Origin of the sequence: Veillonella agrestimuris (assembly GCF_943193065.1) — a bacterium.
In the GTDB taxonomy this organism is placed as follows: Bacteria; Bacillota; Negativicutes; order Veillonellales; family Veillonellaceae; genus Veillonella; species Veillonella agrestimuris.
The window spans coordinates 54,889-70,335 of sequence record NZ_CALPCS010000004.1; the positions used below are offsets into that span (position 1 = coordinate 54,889).

Below are 15,447 nucleotides of genomic sequence, written 5' to 3' on the forward strand. Positions count from 1 at the left end.
GTTGAGTGCTAATAAATAATGAACTATAAATAAGGAGTGACATCGTATGTTAAAACCATTAGCTGATCGCGTTGTAATTCGTTTAGTTGAAAAAGAAGAAAAAACTAAAAGTGGTATTTTTCTTCCAGACACAGCCAAAGAAAAGCCTCAAGAAGGCGAAGTTGTAGCTGTTGGTGCTGGTAAAGTATATGAAAATGGTCAACGTGTAGCACCAGAAGTTAATATTGGTGATCGCGTTATGTTTGCAAAATATGCTGGTACTGAAGTTGAAGTAGATGGCGTAACTCATTTAATTCTTAGTGAACGGGATATTTTAGCAGTTCTTTAATCTATAAATCCATAGATAGTTATTAAAAGTATCGGCCATACCTTAATAGCCGATTTCATAGGAATAACTAAATATAAAAGGATGCAATACATATAAGTAACACATAGAAGATTCAATATAAGAGAGGTATTATTATGGCAAAAGAAATTTTGTTTAATGAAGAAGCTCGCCGTGCTCTTGGTCGCGGTGTCGATCAATTGGCAAATGCTGTAAAAGTTACATTAGGCCCTAAAGGTCGTAATGTTGTATTAGATAAAAAATTTGGTGCTCCAACAATTACTAACGATGGTGTAACGATTGCTCGTGATATTGAGCTTTCAGATCCATTTGAAAATATGGGGGCTCAACTTGTTAAAGAAGTTGCTACAAAAACAAATGATGTAGCTGGTGACGGTACTACAACTGCTACTGTATTAGCGCAAGCTATGATTCAAGAAGGTATGCGCAATGTAGCAGCTGGTGCAAATCCGATGATTTTGAAAAAAGGCATTGAAACAGCTGTTAATACATTAGTAGAAGAAGTTAAAAAACGCGCTATTAAAGTATCTGGTAAAGCTGAAATTGCTCAAGTTGCTAGCGTATCTGCAGCTGATGAAGAAATCGGCGGCTTAATTGCAGAAGCTATGGAAAAAGTAGGCAATGATGGTGTTATTACTGTTGAAGAATCCAAAGGCTTACAAACAGCGTTGAATGTAGTAGAAGGTATGCAATTTGACCGCGGATACATTTCTCCATACATGGTAACTGACCCTGATCGTATGGAAGCAGTAATGGACAATCCTTACATTTTGATTACAGACCGTAAAATCAGTGCTATCGCTGATATGCTTCCAACTCTTGAAAAAGTAGTTAAAGTAGGTAAAGAACTTCTCATCATTGCTGAAGATGTAGAAGGGGAAGCATTGGCTACATTAGTAGTAAATCGTTTGCGTGGCACATTCAAAGCTGTAGCTGTTAAAGCACCTGGCTTTGGTGATCGCCGTAAAGCAATGCTCGAAGATATTGCTATTTTAACTGGCGGTACTGTTATTACTGAAGATATGGGGCGTAAACTTGACTCTGTAGAGTTAGAAGACCTTGGCACAGCTCGTCAAGTTCGTATTACAAAAGACGAAACTACTATCATTGATGGGGCTGGCAACAAAGATATTATTGCGCAACGTGTAAATCAAATTCGCGCTCAAGTAGAAGAAACTACATCTGAATTTGACCGTGAAAAATTACAAGAACGTTTAGCTAAATTATCTGGTGGTGTTGCAGTTATCGAAGTTGGTGCTGCTACAGAAGTAGAAATGAAAGATAAAAAACTTCGCATTGAAGATGCATTAAATGCGACTCGTGCTGCTGTAGAAGAAGGTATCGTAGCTGGTGGTGGTACTACTTTCATCGATATCATTCCTGCTCTTGATACATTAGAAGCTACTGGGGACGTACAAACAGGCATTAACCTTGTAAAACGTGCTGTAGAAGAACCAGTTCGTCAAATCGCTTATAATGCAGGTCTTGAAGGTTCTGTTGTTGTAGAAAAAGTAAAAAATACAGACGCTGGTGTAGGTTTCAATGCATTAACGGAAGAATATGTAGATATGGTGAAAGCTGGTATCGTAGATCCGGCTAAAGTAACTCGTTCTGCCCTACAAAATGCTGCATCTATTGCTGCACTTGTATTGACTACTGAAACAATTGTGGCCGATAAAGTTGATGAAAATGCTGCTGCAATGCCTGCCATGCCTCCAATGGGTGGTATGGGCGGCATGATGTAATCATTTAGCACAACAATAGCTCATATAATTATAGATAGTGTTACTGCTCAGTAACACTATCTATTTTTTTGCCGTTAAACGGGCTTGTAATTGCATAGCGTATGGAAATAACTATTATGGGAAAAATTCTTCGTTATAGTATAGTATTCGTAAGAAAATTGATTTTTTATTTCTTTCCATGATATAATTCTATAGAATTATAGATGAGTCTTTGTTTGACATAATAGAACTTCGTATATATAATAATCGTATTGATAAAAATCGATATATTTTCTTTGTCGATTGATGTAAGAGGTGTATATTATGTTGAATTTTTTTATTAAAAGTAAACCTAATTATATTAACTTTGGCTTATTGTTCTATCGTATTGCTTTAGGAGCATCTATGTTTTACCACGGGTATTTAAAATACTTAGGTGGTTCAGAAGGGCTTTATAAAGTAGGAGCCATGCTTGAGCCTTTAGGTGTTACAGGTGGCTATGAGTTACTTGGTACATTGGCAGCATATTCTGAAATGATTGGTGGTATTTTAATCATTCTTGGTCTATTTACGCGTATTGGATCTCTCCTTTTAATCGGACCGTTAGCAGTGGCGACTATGCTACATATTAATGGTAATTTCTTCGGTTGGGATTATCCTTCGCAAATGGGCTTTGGTGCCATTATGCTATTCCTTGCTGGTGCAGGACGATATAGCTTAGATTATGGCCTATTTAATAAATAATTAAGGTATATATTACTTGAAAAGGTTCATCTAGGATGAACCTTTTTGTATATTTGCGAGGTATATATGAACGAGAAAAAACTTCCTTTTACAGCAGAACAATTAGAAGCTATTATTGCAGAATATCCAACACCATTTCATATTTACGATGAAGAAGGTATCGTAGAAAATATGACGCGCTTCTTAGAAGCTTTTTCCTGGAATCAAGGTTTTAAACAGTATTTTGCTGTTAAAGCGACACCAAATCCATATATTATGCGTATTCTTCAAAATTTAGGAATAGGTGCAGATTGTTCTTCTTTGGCGGAACTACTCTTATGTGAAAAAGTGGGTATTACTGGTCATGATATTATGTTTACTTCCAATGACACACCTTATGAAGAATTTAAAAAAGCTTTAGAATTGGGCGCTATTATCAATCTTGATGATATTACGCATATTGAATATATTGAAAAACATCATGGTTCTTTACCAGATACATTCTGTGTTCGCTATAATCCAGGATCCTTAAAAGAAGGGGGAAACACGATCATTGGCTTACCAGAAGAAGCAAAATACGGCATGACTCGCGATCAAGTGTTGGAATCTTTCAAAATATTAAAAGATAAAGGTGTTACACATTTTGGTTTACATACTATGGTTGTGTCTAACGAATTAGACGTGGCAGGCCTTGTAGGGACAGCAGAAATTTGCTTTGACTTAGCGGTAGAAATTAAAGAAAAACTTGGTATCGAAGTTGAATTTATCGATTTAGGCGGCGGCGTAGGGGTTGCTTATAAGCCAGAACAGACACCAGTTGATTTTGAATTGTTAAGTAAAGGGGTTAAAGACGCATATGACAGAATTCTCGTAGCTAATGGTCTTAACAACGTTGCGTTAGCTTATGAATGCGGTCGTATGGTAACTGGTCCATTTGGATATTTAGTCTCTACAGCAATTCATAAAAAAGATATTTACCGTCAATATATTGGTTTAGATTCTTGTATGGCTAATTTAATGCGTCCTGCTTTATATGGTTCGTATCATCATATTACAGTAGTAGGAAAAGAGAATGCACCAAAGGATCATGTCTATGATGTAACTGGTTCTTTATGTGAAAATAACGATAAATTTGCCATTCAACGAGAATTACCAAAAATTGATATGGGAGACCGCATTGTTATCCACGATGCGGGTGCGCATGGTCATGCTATGGGCTTTAACTATAATGGTAAATTGCGTTCTGCTGAATTGTTACTTCACAAAGATGGATCTGTAACGCAAATTCGTCGAGCTGAAACTTATGATGATTTATTTGGTACATTAGATTTCTCTAACTTATAAAATACATCATATTGAGAATTGGAAAGGATCAGTTTCGATTTGTGAAATTGAAATAGAACTAGAAAATATAAAGAATTTTTTAATTCCATTATATTTTAGTAGGAATATCTTGCTATCATTTAGAGAAGAATGTATAATGAATGTAGATTATTATGCACATGTTTGCTAAAGTAGCGGAATTACGGTGGTATACACGTTTGTGCGTACCACCTTTTTTCTTTATGTGCTATCAATATAGGATTATAAAGCTAGCTATAGTTGCTAAAAAGGAGTGAATATTTTGGCTGAACTACTTCAGATAAAAGAATTAGAGGTGTCTGTAGAGGATAAAAAAATTCTTAAAGGCATTAACTTAACAATTAATAAGGGTGAAGTCCACGTTGTGATGGGGACAAATGGGGCTGGTAAATCTACATTGGCGAATGCCATTATGGGTAACCCTTTATATACCGTAGATAATGGTTCTATTCTATTTGACGGTGAAGATATTACAGAAGAAGCTGTAAATGATCGTGCGAAACTTGGCATTTTTATGTCCTTTCAACACCCAATTTCCGTACCAGGCATTACAGTAGAAAACTTTATTCGTACTGCTAAATCTACAATTACTGGTGAAAATGTACGGGCTTTAGCTTTCAAAAAAGAATTGAAAGAAAAAATGGATCAATTATCCTTCGATACAGCTTATGCACAACGTTATGTAAATGAAGGTTTCTCTGGTGGTGAACGCAAGAAAAATGAAATTCTTCAAATGTCCATTTTAAATCCTAAATTGGCTATTCTTGATGAAACTGATTCTGGTCTAGACGTTGATGCTGTTCGTATCGTGTCTGAAGGGGTGGATCGTTTCCACAACGAAGATAATGCGGTATTAATTATTACGCATCACAATCAAATTTTACAAAAAGTTAAACCTGATTTTGTTCATATTTTGATTAACGGTAAAATCGTTAAAACTGGGGACGCTTCTTTAGTGCGCGAAATCGAAGAAAAAGGGTATGACGCATATAAAACATTGGCTTAGGAGGCAACATGGAACAACGCAAAAAGACTCAAATAGCGGACTTGGACCGTGGCGTCTACGATATTAAGAATGAATTTGAATATTCTTATATTGCTAATGCCGGTTTAACTGAAGATATCGTCCGCGAAATTTGGGCTAATAAAAAAGAGCCTGAATGGATGCTTGAATTCCGTTTAAAATCTTTAGACATTTATAATCGCATGGGGATTCCTAATTGGATTCCCGATATTAGCGGTTTAAATATGGATAATATTCATACCTATGTAAAACCAAAAGTAGATATGAAAGAAGATTGGAACGAAGTTCCAGAAGATATTAAAGAGACCTTTGACCGCCTCGGTATTCCAGAAGCGGAGAAAACATCCCTCGCTGGTGTAGGTGCTCAATATGACTCTGAAGTTGTATATCACAGTATTCAAGAAGATCTTGTAAAACAAGGCGTTATTTATACTGATATTGAAACGGCTCTTCATGAGCACGAAGACATTGTTAAACAATACTGGATGACTTTGATTCCTCCTACTGACCATAAATGGGCTGCTTTGCATGGCGCTGTTTGGTCTGGTGGGTCCTTCGTATATGTGCCAGCTGGTGTGCATGTAGAGATTCCATTGCAATCTTACTTCCGCTTGAATGCACCAGGTGCCGGTCAGTTTGAACATACTATGATTATCGTAGAAGAAGGAGCCAAAGTACACTTTATTGAAGGGTGTTCTGCACCTAAATACGATGTATCTAATCTTCATGCTGGCGCCGTAGAATTGTTTGTTAAAGATCACGCTACATTGCGCTATTCAACCATCGAAAATTGGTCCAAAAATATGTATAACTTAAATACAAAACGGGCTATCGTTGGTAAAGGCGGTACCATTGAGTGGGTATCTGGTTCCTTTGGTTCTCGCGTATCCTGCTTGTATCCTATGAGCATCCTCAATGGTGAAGGAGCACATGCTGAATTTACAGGCGTTACATTTGCCGGTGAAGGTCAATTCCTCGATACTGGTTGTAAAGTCGTTCATAATGCGCCATATACAACGAGTAATGTAAACTCTAAATCCATTTCTAAATCTGGTGGGGCTGCTGTGTATAGAGGTTTGTTAAAAATCGGTCCTAACGCAGAACATGCAAAAGCTACAGTATCTTGCGAATCTTTGATGCTTGATGATATTTCTCAATCCGATACAATTCCAGCAATCATTGTAGAAAATGACAATGTCGATTTAGGTCACGAAGCAAAAATCGGCCGTATTTCTGATGAAGCTATTTTCTACTTAATGACTCGTGGCATTAGCGAAGAAGAAGCGCGTGCTATGCTTGTTCGCGGTTTTGTAGAGCCTATCTCTAAAGAATTGCCACTAGAATATGCTGTAGAAATGAACAATCTCATTAGTTTAGAATTAGAAGGTTCTATCGGTTAGGAGGTTTGCATGAGCGAATTACTATTTAATGAACTCCCAAGACCGACCTTTAGATGGTTGCGTGTGAACCACACACCAGTTAGTCTATGGGGGGAATCAGAATCAACAGTTCGTCCTGAAATCGACGGTAAAGATAGCATTATTACATCTTTACCAGCAGGGGCAGCGCTGATTAATACAAATTATAAAGGCGCCAATGAAGAGGCTTTACAACAATTAGTGAATGCTGGTGAAGGCTATCGCATTCAAGTACCAGCGAATACCAAAGAAGCTGTTCACATTCGCATTGATGGTAGCCATCGCGTTGGTAGTCGTTTCCAATTTATCGTAGAAGAAGGAGCTGAATTAGAGGTTCAATTCTATTTAGATGGAACTGCTAAGGATGCTACTAATATTCAGTATTTTGACGAATATGATGTACATGCCAATGCAAAAGTGGTTGTAAAAAAAGTCAATCTCTTAGGTGAAACAGTACAACATATTGAACATCGTTACACTAAATTATCTGACGGTGCGGACGCTGAATTTATCAATGTGGAAATTGGGGGCCAAGAAAACTTATTAAATTATGATCACGATTTACAAGGCGAAGCTTGTAACATCGTGCACGATATTGCTTATTTAGGTAATAAAGAGCAAAAATTTGACTTTTCCTTGGTCATGACTCATGGAGGCAAAAAATCTGTTAGTGATATTCATACATTAGGTGCGTTAAGTGATAAGGCAAAAAAATCCTTCCGTGGTACATTAGATTTCCTTCGTGGAGCTACTGGTTCTGAAGGGGCTGAAGAAGATACTTCTTTATTGCTAGACCCTACTGTAAAATCGATTTCCTTACCATTGTTATTGTGTAAAGAAGATAATGTAAGTGGTAATCACGCTGCTAGTGCAGGTCAAATTGATGCTAACAAATTGTTCTATCTTATGAGCCGTGGTTTTAATGAAGCAGAAGCAAAACATATGATTGTAGAATCTATGATTCGACCAATTATTGATCGTATCGGTGACGAAGCCATTGAAGAAGCTGCACTTGCTGCAGTACGTAATAAAATTTAAAGAGGAATGATTATGAGACCAATTAGTGAAGCATACAAAGATTTTCCCATATTAAAACGAGAACATAATGGGCACCGCCTCATCTATTTAGATAGCGGTGCAACAGCGCAAATCCCACAAATGGTGGCAGATCGGGTTGTAAATCATATGCTCTATCATAATGGCAATCCTCATCGTGGTTCTCATATTTTAGCTATCGAAGCGTCTGAAGCTTATGAAAATGCTCGCGAGCGAGTGGTGGAGTTCATCAATGCTAGAGAGCGGGAAGAAATCATCTTTACTCGCAATAGCACAGAGTCGATGAATCTTATTGCCTATAGCTATGGTCTCAATAATTTACAAGCAGGCGATAAAATTGTTATTACTGTTGCAGAACACCATGCCAATCTTGTAACCTGGCAATTTGTAGCTAACAAAACAGGGGCTACTTTGGAGTACATGTACTTAGATGAGAGTGGACATTTAAAAGATGGGGAAATTAATAAAATCGACGAATATACAAAAATCGTTGCCTTTGCCCATGTGAGTAATGTATTAGGTATGGAATTTCCAGTGAAAGAGTTAACTGATAAAGCTCATTCTGTAGGAGCTGTTGTCGTTCTCGATGGTGCGCAATCGACACCGCATATGAAAGTGGATATGCAAGAATTAGATTGTGATTTCTTTGTCTTCTCCGGTCATAAAATGTGCGCATCTCAAGGGATTGGCGTTCTCTATGGGAAACGGGCTCTCTTAGAAGCGATGCCACCATTCTTGCTCGGTGGGGATATGATCGAATATGTAAAAGAGCAAACTACTACTTTTAATGAATTGCCTTATAAATTTGAAGCTGGTACACCTAATGCAGATGGGGCAGTGGCATTACATGCAGCAATGGATTATTTAGACTCTTTTGGCATGGATGCTATCGAAGCCTATGAAGAAGAGTTAGTAGCTTATGTGTTGCCAAAATTAATGGACATACCTCATGTCCACGTGATTGGTTCCACTAATGCAAAAGAAAAACACGGTGTTATTGCTTTCACCGTAGACGATGTACATCCTCATGATGTGGCTACTATTCTTGACTCTAAAGGGATTTGTGTACGATCTGGTCATCATTGTGCGCAACCACTAGGCGCTTTTTATAAAGTAGCTGCATCGACTCGTTTGAGCATGTACTTATATACGCGAAAAGAAGATTTAGATGCATTCTTAGACGTATTAAAAACGGTGCGTACCGTTATGGGCTTTGAAGATTAGGAGATAAGCTATGGAAATGGATCAATTATATACAGAACTTATTTTGGAACATAATCAAGATAAGCGTAATAAACGGGAACTTGCTAAATTTACTACTTCTGAGCATGGTCACAATCCTAGTTGTGGTGATGATTTAACCCTTCAAATAGACGTTGAAGATGGCATTGTTAAAGACGCTGCTTATACAGGTTCTGGTTGTGCTATTAGTCAAGCTTCTGCATCTATGATGATCGATATTGTGAAAGGTAAATCTGTAGAAGAAGCGTTGCGTTTAGTGGAATTGTTCTTAGGGATGATTAAAAAAGACGTAACTGATGAAGCTGAATTAGAAGAATTAGAAGATGCTATGGCATTGCAAAATATTTCTAATATGCCAGCTCGCGTAAAATGCGCTGTTTTGGCATGGCACACATTAAAAGAGGCGTTGAAAAAGTAATATGAAAAAGACGATAATCTTTGATTTAGATGGTACTTTAACGGATTCCCAAGAAGGCATATTAAAAAGTATTGAATTTGCTCTTCAACATTTTGGCTATGAAGTGCCAGATTATGAAACATTGTTATTGTTCTTAGGACCACCGATTGTAGATTCATTACAAGAACATTGTGGCCTAACAGCAGAGCAAGCAGAAGTAGTATATAAAAAGTTTGGCGAACGTTACGGTACAGTGGGGAAATTTGAAAATAAATTATATCCTAACATCGTTGATTTATTAGCAAAAGTTAAAGCTGAACATTATACTGTTGCGCTAGCTACAGCTAAGCCGGAACTCTATGCACGAGAAATTTTAGAACATTTTTCTATCATTGAATACTTCGACGTTATCGTAGGAGCTAATTATAAAGAAGGTCTAATCTATAAACAAGATATCCTTCAAAAGGCTTTAGATCTTGCTGGAAATCCTTTAACAGATGATAGTGGTCGACGCTTAGCCTATATGGTAGGAGACCGTAAATATGACGTAGAAGCAGGTAATGCTTTAGGATGTATTTCCATTGGTGTTACTTATGGATACGGTACAGAAGAGGAACTGAAAGCAGCTAATGCAGAATATCTTTGCGATGATGCTGATGATATTGTGATGACTCTTAATTTAGAAGAATTAATGGTTAGAAAATAAAAAGAAATTAGATAAAGGAACCCCTTACAGTTAGACGAAATAGTTTAACTGTAAGGGGTTGTTGTCATTCTAGCCTCTTATTTTTTTAATCCGCTTTTCTTAGCTAAAGAGCTAATCACTTTTGCTGATTGTTGTTTTAATTTGCCTCCCGTTTGTTTTAATTGTATACGAGTTCGGGATACGCGGCCAAGAGTAGTGATTTTCGTTTTGCGGCGCGGCTTCATATCTCGTTGGCTACCAAAATCAGCTCGTTTTATGCTTGTAGCCTTTACTTTTTCTGCTCTAAAGGATTGGCGTAAAGATTTCATTAAAATCGTAAATGGTAAATTTCGATCAAATGAGTACGTATCGATAGCTATATAGCCTAAGGATGGATAAGCATGTAAAGTGAAGTGGAAACGATGGGCAATAGCAAATACGATGATTTCATCATCCATTACTTGGCAATTCATTTCTTCTACTTCTAAGTTTGCTAGTTCGAAGGCATTAGCTACACTTTCTTGCACATCCGTAAGGGAAGAAATAACTTCTTCGTCGGAAGCGTATAGATCGATTAATAGTTGTTCTCCTAATGCATCTGCCATTGTTACACCTTCTTTCTCATAGTATATATTATTCCATTATACATGGATTTCATGGATTCGTCTATTTTAAAAGGGAAAATCGAATTTGACCTTTTTTGACTTTTATATTGACAATTATCGAATAGTCAAATATAATAATGTTAAAGTCAAAAAGACAAAAGAACAAAAATAATTTATATATACAAATATATTATGAAAGGATGATAATTATGAGCATGATTGCTGATAAAATAGAAAAATTTATACTTGATAAATTAAAAGAAGAACGAGAACGTTTAATTTTAAAACGTAATGAATTAGCGGATGAACTTAATTGTGCTCCATCCCAGATTAGTTACGTATTAAGTACACGTTTTTCTAACGAAAGGGGTTTTGATGTAGAATCGCGCAGAGGCTTAGGGGGGTATATTCGTATTCAACGATTAAATCAAGAAGAGGCACAAAGCTTACCAGCCGTTACTACCTATCGTATCTATGAAGGTCCGAATACAGTAGAACGATTAATCGACATACGTGACGTAGATCAATCATTATTTCAATTGCTTCAAAATGATAAAATTACCCGAAGAGAAGCAGAATTGATGCACAATGCTTTTTCTACAATCATTGAACACGTAGATTATGAAATGAGAAATGAAGCCATTCGAAATCTCTATGCTTCCATGGTAGAGGCACTGCGGAGGGAGTGATAACCTATGAAATGCAATCATTGTAAGCAAAATGAAGCGACTATCCATATGACAAATATCGTGAATAATGAAAAAACAGAGCAACATTTATGTGCTTCCTGTGCTAGTGATTTACAAAAGGATGGTAAAATTTCTCCTTTTAGCTCCTTTGTTAATGATATGTGGGATAGCAACTTCTTTACTAATGATTTTTTCAAAAATATGGTCTATCCAAATCATGTATTAGAATCTCAACATCAGAAACGATGTCCTCATTGTGGCAATACTTATGATGAATTTAATCGGTTAGGTCGCTTTGGATGTGCTCAATGTTACTCTGTATTCCAAGATCAAATTGAACCATTAGTACAACGTATACAAGGTTCTAAAGAATATAATGGAAAAGTACCTAGTAAAGGTAGCAATGCTTTCAAAAAACAATATGAAATTAAACAATTGCGTAAAGATTTAGAAGTAGCCATACAAGGGGAGCAATTTGAAGAGGCGGCTCGATTGAGGGATAGAATTAAAGAGTTAGAGTCTGCTTTAGATTGTAACGAAAACTAAGGAGGAGCACTATGTTAGATCATATATTAGATTCACCTCTTAGTAATTGGTTAAAAGATAGTTCTCCAAATGGTGAACACATTGCTATATCGAGTCGAGTTCGATTGGCACGAAATTTTGAAGGACCTTTGTTTACGAATAAAAACGATGAACCTTCATTACAAGAAGTTGACTCTATTGCTAGAGGTTTGATTAGTACTTTAACAAAAGCGGACAATCGAGAATACTCTAGTATTAGTTTAGATAAATTATCCGATACAGAACGATCTGTATTGGTAGAGAAACATTTGATCAGTCCGGCTATGGCAGAAAAGTTGCCATATCGAAGCTTAGTTGTTTCTAATGACGCATCCGTTGCGGTTATGGTAAACGAAGAAGATCACCTTCGCATTCAAGCAATGGAACCAGGCTTACAGTTAATGAATGCTTTTAAACACGCGTCTCTTATTGATGACGCTATTGAAAGTAAGCACGTCTTTGCTTTTCATGAACAGTTTGGCTATATTACAGCATGCCCAACGAATGTAGGGACTGGTATGCGTGCTTCTGTTATGCTCCACTTGCCTGCATTAGCATTGACAGGTCGTATTAATCGATTAATTCGCAGTATCCTTCAATTAGGTTATTCTGTACGTGGTTTATACGGAGAAGGGTCTGAAGCATTAGGGCATATGTATCAAGTTTCCAACCAACGTACATTAGGGGATAGTGAGCTAGATACGATTGAGCAATTGGAGAAAATTGTAGAAGGCATCATTGCAGAAGAACGTAAATATCGCCAATCTTTACTCCATAATGATAGAGAAGGATTAGAAGATAGATTATGGCGTTCCTATGGGATTTTACAATATGCACGCCGCATTGATGGTAAGGAAGCATTAGAAAAGTTAAGTGATGTACAATTAGGTATGGACTTAGGTATTTTACCTGCCTGGAGTGATCACAGCTTTAATGAGCTCGTGGCTGTGACAAGACCTAATTTTTTAAATAAATATATTGGCAAAGATGATGTAACTACTAATGAACGAGATGCTTACAGGGCAACTGTGATTCGTCAAAAATTGGTAGATATGGCATAGAATAATCAGACTTTGTTAGAGAGGGATAGATGATATGATGCAACGATTTACAGATGATGCACAAAAGGTGTTATCTTTTGCAAAAGAGGCAGCTATAGAACTAGGCCATGACTATATTGGTACTGAACACGTTCTTATAGGCTTAACAAAAGTAAAGAATAGTGTAGCTGCAAAAGCATTAAAAGAATTTGATATAACTGCTGATACTGTAACAGAAGATGTGGTGGAACAAGTAGGGAAAGGTAATAAAAATGCCACTACTGTATATATGACACCGCGTGTAAAACATGTGTTAGAGTTGGCAGTAGGTGTGGCGAATCGTATGAACCACAACTATGTAGGAACAGAACATATTTTGTTAGGCTTATTAAGTGATGGTGGCGGTGTAGCTGTAGCGATTTTACGGGATAATGACGTTAGAAATGATGATATTATCAATGTAATTCGCAATATTTTAGGATCTGCAAAAGGCGGAGCTGGCGCTACAAGTCAAGGTGAAGGCAATAATGACTTAGGAGAATTGTCTGATTTTGCCATCGATTTAAATGAATCGGCAAAACAAGGTAAAATTGATCCTGTTATTGGCCGTGATACAGAAATTACTCGAGTAATTCAAATTTTAAGTCGCCGCACCAAAAACAATCCTGTTCTTATCGGTGAACCAGGGGTTGGTAAAACTGCTATTGCTGAGGGGTTAGCACAACGCATCGTCAATGGTGATGTGCCAGAAGTATTGCGCAATAAACGGATTATTTCGTTAAGCCTTAGTGCTATGTTAGCAGGCGCTAAATATCGTGGTGAATTTGAGGAACGATTGAAAAAAGCTATCGACGAAGTACAGGCTCACGATGATATGATTATTTTCATCGATGAAATTCATACATTAGTAGGCGCTGGCGCTAGTGAAGGGGCTATGGATGCAGCTAATATTTTGAAGCCAGCTTTAGCACGTGGAGAATTCCAAGTGATTGGGGCTACTACTTTAGATGAATATAAAAAGAATATTGAAAAAGATGCAGCTTTAGAACGTCGATTCCAACCAGTACAAGTGGGAGAACCGTCTGAAGAAGATGCTCTGGAAATATTAAAAGGTTTGCGGGATCGCTATGAAGCATTCCACAAAGCACAAATTACAGATGAAGCGTTAGAGGCGGCTGTTACATTGTCTAGTCGCTATATCAATGACCGCTTCCTTCCAGATAAGGCTATTGACGTAGTAGACGAAGCAGCATCTAAAGTGCGAATGAAAGTCTTTTCTGCTGCGCCAGATGTGAAAGCATTAGAAGAAGAACTGAGCAAAGTTCAAAAAGAAAAAGAAGCAGCTGTAACGGCGCAAGAATTTGAAAAAGCTGCTACAATGCGAGACGAAGAAAAACGCATTGTAGCAGAAATTGCTCATAAAAAAGAGGCTGCTAAAGAAACGAGTGATGCTAAATTAGTGGTCACTGAAGAAGATATTGCTGCTGTAGTATCCCAATGGACAGGAATTCCAGTAGCTAAAATTGCTAAAGAAGAATCGGAAGCTTTATTACATTTAGAAGAAGAGCTTCATAAACGCGTCATAGGTCAAGATGAAGCTGTAGTGGCGGTAGCAAAAGCAGTTCGTCGTGCTAGAGCGGGACTAAAAGACCCAAAACGGCCAATAGGTTCCTTCCTATTCTTAGGACCTACAGGGGTAGGTAAAACAGAATTAGCGAGGGCATTAGCAGCTAATTTGTTTGGTGATGAATCGGCTATGATTCGCCTTGATATGTCCGAATATATGGAGAAACATACAGTGTCTCGTTTAGTAGGGGCCCCTCCAGGATATGTAGGGTATGAAGAAGGTGGTCAATTAACAGATGCAGTACGAAGAAAACCATATAGCGTTATTCTTCTTGATGAAGTAGAAAAAGCTCATGCTGATTTCTTTAATATTTTATTACAAGTCCTTGATGACGGTCGTTTAACAGATAGCCAAGGTCGCACAGTAGACTTTAGAAATACTGTTATTATTATGACTAGTAATTTAGGGGCAAAAGCACTGCAAAAGAATTCGCCAGAGCTTGGCTTCTTAGCTGCTAAAAAAGCAGATAGTGTATTGGACAATAAAGGGGAGGTGAAATTTGAAGAAGCGAAAAAATCTGTTATGGATGCTGTAAAACGTCATTTCCGCCCTGAATTCTTAAATCGAATTGACGAAATGGTAGTATTCCATTCCTTAACAGCGTCCGATTTGAAAGACATCGTTCACATCTTAATGAAAGATGTAACAAAACGTCTTTCTCATATGGGCTTAACCCTTAACATTACACCAGCTGCTATGGATGAACTTGTGAAAGAAGGTTCTGACTTTGCTATGGGTGCACGTCCATTAAAACGGGCTATTCAACGATTGATTGAAGATCCAGTATCTGATTTAATCTTAAAAGGAGACGCCCCAGAAGGAGCGACAATTAAAGCTGATGTAGTAGACAATGCAATTGTATTGTCCCGTGAATAATCATTCACACATTTGTTCTCGTAAGCTTTCATATAAAATCTAGCTCTAAAATGGTATACTATTAGTGGT

15 protein-coding genes are annotated in these 15,447 nt (G+C 37.3%); 14 read left to right on the forward strand and 1 reads right to left on the reverse strand.

From position 1 onward, the window contains the following. Positions 1-46: 46 nt before the first annotated feature. The 10 genes from groES to NFR29_RS02925 all read left to right on the forward strand — a co-directional run bounded on the left by groES (position 47) and on the right by NFR29_RS02925 (position 9,998). Positions 47-328, forward strand: a complete 282-nt coding sequence (gene groES, locus NFR29_RS02880; protein WP_251422956.1) for a co-chaperone GroES — start codon at positions 47-49, stop codon at positions 326-328. A gap of 134 nt (positions 329-462) precedes the next feature. Further along, positions 463-2,091: a chaperonin GroEL gene (gene groL, locus NFR29_RS02885; RefSeq protein WP_251422957.1), complete on the forward strand. Its 1,629-nt coding sequence runs from the start codon at positions 463-465 to the stop codon at positions 2,089-2,091. Positions 2,092-2,394: 303 nt separating this feature from the next. Then, a complete protein-coding gene (locus NFR29_RS02890; protein WP_251422959.1) occupies positions 2,395-2,814 on the forward strand; it encodes a DoxX family protein in 420 nt (139 codons plus the stop codon). Between the two features lie 66 nt (positions 2,815-2,880). Beyond that, a complete protein-coding gene (locus NFR29_RS02895; protein WP_251422962.1) occupies positions 2,881-4,137 on the forward strand; it encodes a diaminopimelate decarboxylase family protein in 1,257 nt (418 codons plus the stop codon). Between the two features lie 280 nt (positions 4,138-4,417). Next, positions 4,418-5,161 (forward strand): Fe-S cluster assembly ATPase SufC, encoded by a 744-nt coding sequence (gene sufC, locus NFR29_RS02900; RefSeq protein WP_251422965.1) that lies wholly within the window; start codon positions 4,418-4,420, stop codon positions 5,159-5,161. 8 nt (positions 5,162-5,169) lie between these two features. Then, positions 5,170-6,579: a Fe-S cluster assembly protein SufB gene (gene sufB / locus NFR29_RS02905; RefSeq protein WP_251422968.1), complete on the forward strand. Its 1,410-nt coding sequence runs from the start codon at positions 5,170-5,172 to the stop codon at positions 6,577-6,579. A gap of 9 nt (positions 6,580-6,588) precedes the next feature. Then, positions 6,589-7,635, forward strand: a complete 1,047-nt coding sequence (locus NFR29_RS02910) for a SufB/SufD family protein (RefSeq protein ID WP_251422971.1) — start codon at positions 6,589-6,591, stop codon at positions 7,633-7,635. 12 nt (positions 7,636-7,647) lie between these two features. Further along, entirely contained in the window at positions 7,648-8,877 is a 1,230-nt protein-coding gene (locus tag NFR29_RS02915; protein ID WP_251422974.1) for a SufS family cysteine desulfurase, read from the forward strand. A gap of 10 nt (positions 8,878-8,887) precedes the next feature. Then, on the forward strand, positions 8,888-9,313 hold the full coding sequence (gene sufU / locus NFR29_RS02920) for a Fe-S cluster assembly sulfur transfer protein SufU (protein ID WP_251422977.1): 426 nt from the start codon (positions 8,888-8,890) through the stop codon (positions 9,311-9,313). Between the two features lies 1 nt (position 9,314). Further along, on the forward strand, positions 9,315-9,998 hold the full coding sequence (locus tag NFR29_RS02925) for an HAD hydrolase-like protein (protein ID WP_251422980.1): 684 nt from the start codon (positions 9,315-9,317) through the stop codon (positions 9,996-9,998). Between the two features lie 77 nt (positions 9,999-10,075). Here the strand turns inward: NFR29_RS02925 and NFR29_RS02930 are convergent, their stop codons facing one another. Further along, on the reverse strand, positions 10,076-10,582 hold the full coding sequence (locus NFR29_RS02930) for an S-adenosylmethionine decarboxylase family protein (RefSeq protein WP_251422983.1): 507 nt from the start codon (positions 10,580-10,582) through the stop codon (positions 10,076-10,078). A gap of 209 nt (positions 10,583-10,791) precedes the next feature. Here NFR29_RS02930 and NFR29_RS02935 point away from each other — a divergent pair, with 209 nt between their 5' ends. Genes NFR29_RS02935 through NFR29_RS02950 form a run of 4 tightly spaced genes read left to right on the forward strand, consistent with a single transcriptional unit; the run spans position 10,792 to position 15,378 of the window. Next, positions 10,792-11,271, forward strand: coding sequence for a CtsR family transcriptional regulator (locus NFR29_RS02935; protein ID WP_251422987.1), 480 nt, complete (start codon positions 10,792-10,794; stop codon positions 11,269-11,271). A gap of 6 nt (positions 11,272-11,277) precedes the next feature. Further along, the gene (locus NFR29_RS02940; protein WP_251422989.1) at positions 11,278-11,817 is read left to right on the forward strand and encodes a UvrB/UvrC motif-containing protein; all 540 of its coding nucleotides are present in this window, start codon (positions 11,278-11,280) and stop codon (positions 11,815-11,817) included. An 11-nt stretch (positions 11,818-11,828) separates the two neighbouring features. Beyond that, positions 11,829-12,896, forward strand: a complete 1,068-nt coding sequence (locus NFR29_RS02945; protein WP_251422992.1) for a protein arginine kinase — start codon at positions 11,829-11,831, stop codon at positions 12,894-12,896. Between the two features lie 34 nt (positions 12,897-12,930). Beyond that, positions 12,931-15,378, forward strand: coding sequence for an ATP-dependent Clp protease ATP-binding subunit (locus tag NFR29_RS02950; RefSeq protein WP_251422995.1), 2,448 nt, complete (start codon positions 12,931-12,933; stop codon positions 15,376-15,378). Positions 15,379-15,447: the final 69 nt, after the last annotated feature.

Coding starts and splice junctions, on each gene's coding strand:
- groES (WP_251422956.1), top strand. CDS start 47: ATGTTAAAACCATTAGCTGATCGCGTTGTAATTCGTTTAGTTGAAAAA.
- groL (WP_251422957.1), top strand. CDS start 463: ATGGCAAAAGAAATTTTGTTTAATGAAGAAGCTCGCCGTGCTCTTGGT.
- NFR29_RS02890 (WP_251422959.1), top strand. CDS start 2,395: ATGTTGAATTTTTTTATTAAAAGTAAACCTAATTATATTAACTTTGGC.
- NFR29_RS02895 (WP_251422962.1), top strand. CDS start 2,881: ATGAACGAGAAAAAACTTCCTTTTACAGCAGAACAATTAGAAGCTATT.
- sufB (WP_251422968.1), top strand. CDS start 5,170: ATGGAACAACGCAAAAAGACTCAAATAGCGGACTTGGACCGTGGCGTC.
- NFR29_RS02910 (WP_251422971.1), top strand. CDS start 6,589: ATGAGCGAATTACTATTTAATGAACTCCCAAGACCGACCTTTAGATGG.
- NFR29_RS02915 (WP_251422974.1), top strand. CDS start 7,648: ATGAGACCAATTAGTGAAGCATACAAAGATTTTCCCATATTAAAACGA.
- sufU (WP_251422977.1), top strand. CDS start 8,888: ATGGAAATGGATCAATTATATACAGAACTTATTTTGGAACATAATCAA.
- NFR29_RS02925 (WP_251422980.1), top strand. CDS start 9,315: ATGAAAAAGACGATAATCTTTGATTTAGATGGTACTTTAACGGATTCC.
- NFR29_RS02930 (WP_251422983.1), bottom strand. CDS start 10,582: ATGGCAGATGCATTAGGAGAACAACTATTAATCGATCTATACGCTTCC.
- NFR29_RS02935 (WP_251422987.1), top strand. CDS start 10,792: ATGAGCATGATTGCTGATAAAATAGAAAAATTTATACTTGATAAATTA.
- NFR29_RS02940 (WP_251422989.1), top strand. CDS start 11,278: ATGAAATGCAATCATTGTAAGCAAAATGAAGCGACTATCCATATGACA.
- NFR29_RS02945 (WP_251422992.1), top strand. CDS start 11,829: ATGTTAGATCATATATTAGATTCACCTCTTAGTAATTGGTTAAAAGAT.
- NFR29_RS02950 (WP_251422995.1), top strand. CDS start 12,931: ATGATGCAACGATTTACAGATGATGCACAAAAGGTGTTATCTTTTGCA.